The organism is Pseudomonas spelaei (genome assembly GCF_009724245.1).
Classification (GTDB): domain Bacteria; phylum Pseudomonadota; class Gammaproteobacteria; order Pseudomonadales; family Pseudomonadaceae; genus Aquipseudomonas; species Aquipseudomonas spelaei.
On the sequence record NZ_WNNK01000026.1, the window covers coordinates 75228 to 81443 of the forward strand.

Below are 6216 nucleotides of genomic sequence, written 5' to 3' on the forward strand. Positions count from 1 at the left end.
CCCGGTCGGGCTTGCCCTCAACACCTTTTGTGGTCATTTATGGAAAAGTCGAAGTTTCGCAAGGTTGGATTGGGCCTGGTGTTGGTGGTTGCGGCGGGGTTGGTTGTCTATGCGGTGCAAGCACCGGCAGACGCGCCGCAGTACCTTACCGCTACCGCTGAACGTGGCGATATTGAGAATGCGGTGCTGGCCACCGGTCTTCTGGAGGGCATCAAACAGGTGGATGTCGGTGCCCAGGTTTCCGGTCAGTTGAAGTCCCTCAAGGTCAAGCTTGGGGACAAGGTGAAGAAGGGGCAGTGGCTGGCGGAAATCGATCCGCTGATCTTGCAAAATACCCTGCGCAAAGCTCAGGTGGATGAGGAAAACCTCCAGGCCCAGCGCCGCGCCACTGCCGCCCAGCTCAAGCAGGCCAAATCGGTCTACGAGCGTTACCAGGGGCTGCAGGACGACGAGTCGGTGTCGCGCCAGGATTTCGAGAACGCCGAGTCCAGCTACCATGTGCAACAGGCCAACCTGCTGGCCCTGGATGCACAGATCAAGAGTGCGCACATTCAGATCGACACCGCCAAGGTCAACCTGGACTACACCCGCATCGTCGCGCCAATTGACGGCGACGTAGTGGGTATCGTCACTCAGGAAGGCCAGACCGTGATCGCCAGCCAGTTGGCGCCGGTGCTGCTCAAGCTGGCAGACCTGGACACCATGACCGTCAAGGCCCAGGTGTCGGAGGCGGACGTCATCCATATCAGCCCCGGCCAGCAGGTGTACTTCACCATTCTCGGCGAGGCCGACAAGCGCTACTACGCCAAGCTGCGCGGTACGGAACCTGCGCCACAGAACTTCCTCGACACCCAGCCCGCCGGGACTCCGAAACAGAACACGGCGGTGTTCTACAACGCGTTGTTCGAGGTGCCCAACGTCGACCACCGTCTGCGCATCGCCATGACCGCCCAGGTGCGCATCGTGCTGGACACCGCCAAGGCGGCGCTGACGGTGCCGGTGGCGGCGCTCGGCCCGCGCAATGCCGATGGCAGTTTCACGGTACGGGTGCTGGGTGCAAAGGGTAAGGCCACCTCGCGTAATGTCCAGACCGGTATCAATAACAACGTCAAGGTGCAGATCACCGATGGCCTGGTTGAGGGTGACCAGGTGGTGATCGGCGATGCTGCGCCCGCTGTGGCGGGGGGCTGACGGATGAGTCAGCCATTACTGGAACTTAAAGGCATTACCCGCAGTTTCATGGCCGGCGACCGGGAGTTCATTGCCCTCAAAGGCATCGACCTGACGATCAATGCCGGGGAAATGGTGGCGATCACCGGAGCCTCGGGCTCGGGTAAGTCGACCCTGATGAACATCCTCGGCGGGCTGGATTACGCCACGGCCGGCAGCTACAAGATCAATGGCATCGAAACCCGGTCCCTCAACGATGAGCAATTGGCCGAACTGCGTCGCGACTACTTCGGTTTTATCTTCCAACGCTACCATTTGTTGGCGCACCTGAGTGCCTTGCACAACGTGGAAATGCCGGCAATTTATGCCGGCACGCCTCAGACCCAGCGCTACAACCGGGCCGGGGAGTTGTTGGCTCGGCTGGGGTTATCGGGGCATTTGACCCATCGACCCAGCCAGCTTTCGGGTGGCCAGCAACAGCGGGTGAGTATCGCCCGGGCGCTGATGAATGGCGGGGAAGTGATCCTCGCCGACGAACCTACCGGCGCCCTTGATACCCACAGCGGCAAGGAAGTGATGCGTATCCTGGCGGAGTTGCACGCAGCCGGGCACACCGTGATTATCGTTACCCACGACCCGAAAGTGGCGGCCAATGCCCAGCGGATCATCGAGGTGCGCGACGGCGAAATTGTCAGCGACCGCGCCAACGAAAGCAGTGGCCTGGAGCTGCCCAACGAAGTCCCCATCGAGCCCAGACACAGTGGTCCACGGCGCTTGGTGGCCAGTCTCGGGTTGTTCAAGGAGGCGTTCAACATGGCGTGGGTGGCGCTGGTCTCCCATCGTATGCGCACCTTGTTGACCATGCTGGGTATCGTCATCGGCATCACGTCTGTGGTGTCGATTTCAGCGATTGGCGAAGGCGCCAAGCGCTATGTGCTCAAGGACATCCAGGCCATTGCGAGCAACACCATCGACATCTTGCCCGGCACCAGTTTTGGTGACAGCCGGGCCTCGGCTATCGAGACCCTTCTGCCCTCCGATGTGGACGCGTTGAACCAGCTGTACTACGTGGACAGCGCGACCCCGATGGTGGGCCGCAACCTGCTGTTGCGCTACGGCAACATAGACGTGGATGCTCAGGTGAACGGTGTCAGCGACCGCTACTTCCAGGTCAAGGGCCTGAAGCTGGACGCTGGCATTTCTTTCAGCGAAAGCGATGCCAGGCGTCAGGCGCAGGTGGTGGTGATCGATCACAATACCCGTCACCGGCTTTTCGGCGCGGGGGTAGACCCGTTGGGCCAGGTGATACTGATCGGCAACCTGCCGTGTACGGTGATTGGCGTGACGAAGGAAAACAAGAACATGTTCGCCGCCAGCAAGGCTCTTCAAATCTGGGTGCCTTATGAGACTGCGGCCGGTCGGTTATTGGGGCAGCGTCATCTGGACAGCATCACCGTGCGTATCAAAGACGGGCAGCCGAGCAAGGTGGTGGAAGATAACGTCAACAAGCTCATGCAGCAGCGTCACGGTACCAAGGACTTCTTCACCAACAACCTCGACAGCATCATGCAGACGGTGCAGAAAACCAGCCGTTCCCTGACGTTGCTGCTGTCGCTGATTGCGGTGATTTCGTTGCTGGTGGGTGGGATTGGGGTGATGAATATCATGCTGGTGTCGGTCACCGAACGCACCCGCGAGATTGGCATCCGCATGGCGGTTGGTGCGCGGCAGTCGGATATTCGTCAGCAGTTCCTGGTGGAAGCGGTGATGGTCTGCCTGATTGGCGGGATGATCGGCATCTCGCTGTCGTTGGGCATCGGCTTGTTGTTCTCGTTGTTCGTCAAAGAATGGGAGATGGTGTTTTCCGTGGGCTCGATTGTCACGGCGTTTGCCTGTTCGACAATGATCGGCATCGTGTTTGGCTTTGTGCCGGCGCGCAATGCGGCGCGGCTGGACCCTATCGAAGCACTGGCGCGGGATTGAAGAGGGCAGCGGGCATTTTGTAGCCGCTGCCGAGGTACGAGGCTGCGATGGACTGCGAAGCAGGCCCTGAGGGCGGCCTGCGGTTCGCATCTCGGCAGCGGCTACAAGGGGCTACAGGGCCGTGCCGTCTTGTGCCGAATACATCCAACGCAGTAACGAGTGCCGCCCACTGATGCCCATCTTGATCGCGGCACGCTTGAGGTAGCTCTCGATGGTGTTGACCTTCAGCGCCAACTGCTCGGCCAGTTCCGGCGCAGTACGCCCGGCCAGCATGCCGACACACACTTCCAGTTCACGGTTCGACAGCTTCAGGCCCGACTGCGCCAGGCGTTCGTCAAAGCGTCGGCGCAGGGTTTCGATACCCTGGTTTTCGCTGCCCTGGGTGAGGGGGCTGGTGTCATTGCTGCACGGCTGGATCGCGGTGATGTGTTTTTCAACCATAGGCAGCAGCAGTGAAGAGAAATCCTGCAGGATGATCCGTTCCTGGGCAGAAAAATTCTGCGACTGGTGTGAGCGATACACCGAGAGCACGTAATTGAAATCGTCCTTGCGCCGAGTCAGGTGCAACTGGGCAGCGGGCCATGCCGGGTCCGATGTCACAGGCGCTGTGTGGGTGCTGCCGGCTACCGGGTCGGTGTAGACCGGGAGCAGGCCAGTACACGCCTTGCGCTTCGGGTGGTCCTCTGAATTCACACGCAATTGCGTAATGTGCGTGGCATCCACATCCAGTTGGGTCAGGATCAGGTCATGCAGCATGCGCGGAAAGTGGCGACTGCCGGTGCTGGCGATGACCTTGCCAATGTGTGGGAACAGGTGTGAGTTCATCATTTCGTCCATGAGTTTTGTGGGTAAAGGGGCAGCCTTATAGCGACGGGTTTTAAGATGATAAGTAGAGTGAATAACCTACAGTGATAGTAGTGGCTGCCGAGTCGTATCCTAGTACAGCCTTGGGATAGCAGGGGGATCCAATCCGTAAAAAAAATATTAAGTCGTGCCGGGGCGACAACCAGGCAGAGTCGGACAGAATGGTCTATCGGCGGGGGTAGTTGAACACTGCACTGTTGCAGTGGTGTGTCGAGGAGGCGGACGCCTCCTCGGCGTGGACTTACTTGGCGTGTACCTCAAGCTGAGCCGCAGGCTTTGCCATCGGTGCACGCTTGATGCATTTGGCCAGGGCCTGATGCACATCGGCCAGCAAATCGGCGATGTCCTCAAGGCCTGCCGACAGCCGCACCAGCCCTTCGGAAATCCCGTGATGGGCGCGCTCTTCCGGGGTGTAGGTGGAGTGGGTCATGCTCGCCGGGTGCTGGGCCAATGACTCGGCATCCCCCAGGCTCACCGCACGGCTGAACAACTTGAGCGCATTCATGAAACGCCGGCCAGTATCGATGCCACCCTTGAGTTCGAAGGCAATCATGCCGCCGGCCAACTTCATCTGGCGGGCGGCCAGCGCGTACTGCGGGAACGACGCCAGGCCCGGGTAGGTGACCCACTCCACTGCCGGATGCGCCTGCAATGCTTCGGCAATGGCCTGGGCGTTACTGCAGTGACGGTCCATGCGCAGGGCCAGCGTTTTGAGACCGCGCATCAGCAGAAATGCATCCTGGGGCGACAGCACGGCGCCGGTCAGGTCCTTGAGGCCTTGCAAGCGAATCCGTTGAGCCAGGGCCTGGGTGGTGACGGCGATCCCGGCGGTGATATCGCCGTGGCCGCTGAGGTATTTGGTGGCTGAATGCACCACCACATCGGCGCCCATTTCCAGAGGTCGTTGCAGGTAGGGGGTGCAATAGGTGTTATCCACCACCACGGTGATACCGGGTTGCTGGTGGGCGATCTCGGCCACGGCTGCGATGTCCACCAATTGCAGATTGGGGTTGGCCGGGGTTTCGAAGTAGATCATGCGGGTTTGAGGCGAGAGCGCCGCGCGCAAGGCGGCCAGGTCCGATAGGTCGACGTGGCGCACCTTGACGCCGAACTCGCCGATACCGTGGTGCAGCAGGGCGAAGGTACAGCCGTAGAGCGTCTGGCTGACGATGATTTCGTCACCTGGGCGCAGCAGGGTCCAGAAGGTGGCGGCGATTGCCCCCATGCCGGAGCTGAAGGCCACGGCGGCTTCGCCGTTTTCCAGGGTGGCCATGCGTGATTCCAGCAGGGCCAGGGTCGGGTTGGAGATGCGCGTATAGAAGTGGCCGCGCTCTTCGCCGGCAAAGCAGCCGGCGCCGTATTCGGCGGTGGGGAAGGCGAAGGTGGCACTGAGGTAGATCGGCGGGATCAGGGCGCCGTGGTGGTCTTGTGGGTCATAGCCGTGGTGGATGGCACGGGTGGAAAAGCCGAACGTGTTGTGTTTATTGTTCATGGTAGGGCGCTCCTTTTTCCCACAATGCTATGCTCATGACCGAGGCCGAACATTCCATACTTTGCCGGGAAACCCCTTCGGGTTGGGATGAAAATCAATAAAAATAAACTTTTGAGGCAAGATATGCCTGGAAGCCTGGACCGTACCGATAAAGCCCTGCTGGATGCCTTGCAGGGCAATGCCCGTTTGACCGTGGCCGAGCTGGCCGAGCGTGTTTCCCTGACCACTTCGCCGTGTTGGCGACGGGTGAAGCATTTGGAAGACAGTGGGGTGATCAGTGGTTATCAGGCGATTCTTTCGCCCAAGGCGCTGGGGTATGGGGTGACGGCGTTTGTCAGCATCATGATGGATACCCATTCCAAGGAAATTGCTCGGGCGTTTGAGCAGCGGCTGTTGGGGATTCCCGAGATTGTGGCGTGTCATAACGTTTCGGGGCGGTATGATTTTTTGCTGGAGGTGGTGGCGAAGGATCTGGAGTCGTTTGGGGAGTTTGCGCGGGAGGTTTTGCAGACGTTGCCGTGTGTTAAGGAGATTTATTCGAGCTTTTCGTATAAGTCGGTGAGGGCGTTGAGGGTGATTCCGTTGCCGGGGTGACGTGGCGGCCTGGTAGCCGACCAGGGCTTTGGTTTGATGGAGTACATATCCATTCCTGCGGTTACGGCGGCTATTGGTTCCGCTCTTACAGCGGGTCACTTTTGGCAAACGCC

General features: G+C 59.9%; 5 protein-coding genes. 3 read left to right on the forward strand and 2 right to left on the reverse strand.

Features of this window, described 5'->3' with window-relative positions:
* Positions 1-39: 39 nt before the first annotated feature.
* A complete protein-coding gene (macA, locus tag GNF76_RS24635) occupies positions 40-1191 on the forward strand; it encodes a macrolide transporter subunit MacA (RefSeq protein ID WP_155585684.1) in 1152 nt (383 codons plus the stop codon).
* 3 nt (positions 1192-1194) lie between these two features.
* Complete coding sequence (locus GNF76_RS24640) at positions 1195-3153, forward strand: MacB family efflux pump subunit (RefSeq protein WP_155585685.1); 1959 nt, start codon at positions 1195-1197, stop codon at positions 3151-3153.
* 111 nt (positions 3154-3264) lie between these two features.
* On the opposite strand, the gene GNF76_RS24645 is transcribed toward GNF76_RS24640, so the two are convergent.
* Positions 3265-3978, reverse strand: a complete 714-nt coding sequence (locus GNF76_RS24645) for a helix-turn-helix transcriptional regulator (RefSeq protein ID WP_155585686.1) — start codon at positions 3976-3978, stop codon at positions 3265-3267.
* A gap of 280 nt (positions 3979-4258) precedes the next feature.
* Entirely contained in the window at positions 4259-5509 is a 1251-nt protein-coding gene (locus tag GNF76_RS24650; RefSeq protein ID WP_155585687.1) for a methionine gamma-lyase, read from the reverse strand.
* A 123-nt stretch (positions 5510-5632) separates the two neighbouring features.
* On the opposite strand from GNF76_RS24650, the gene GNF76_RS24655 reads away from it, so the two are divergent.
* The gene (locus GNF76_RS24655) at positions 5633-6103 is read left to right on the forward strand and encodes an Lrp/AsnC family transcriptional regulator (RefSeq protein ID WP_155585688.1); all 471 of its coding nucleotides are present in this window, start codon (positions 5633-5635) and stop codon (positions 6101-6103) included.
* Positions 6104-6216 lie beyond the last annotated feature (113 nt).

What these genes read in the sequence shown, in the direction of transcription:
- macA (WP_155585684.1), top strand. Translation starts at nt 40, where the DNA reads ATGGAAAAGTCGAAGTTTCGCAAGGTTGGATTGGGCCTGGTGTTGGTG.
- GNF76_RS24645 (WP_155585686.1), bottom strand. Translation starts at nt 3,978, where the DNA reads ATGAACTCACACCTGTTCCCACACATTGGCAAGGTCATCGCCAGCACC.
- GNF76_RS24650 (WP_155585687.1), bottom strand. Translation starts at nt 5,509, where the DNA reads ATGAACAATAAACACAACACGTTCGGCTTTTCCACCCGTGCCATCCAC.
- GNF76_RS24655 (WP_155585688.1), top strand. Translation starts at nt 5,633, where the DNA reads ATGCCTGGAAGCCTGGACCGTACCGATAAAGCCCTGCTGGATGCCTTG.
- GNF76_RS24640 (WP_155585685.1), top strand. Translation starts at nt 1,195, where the DNA reads ATGAGTCAGCCATTACTGGAACTTAAAGGCATTACCCGCAGTTTCATG.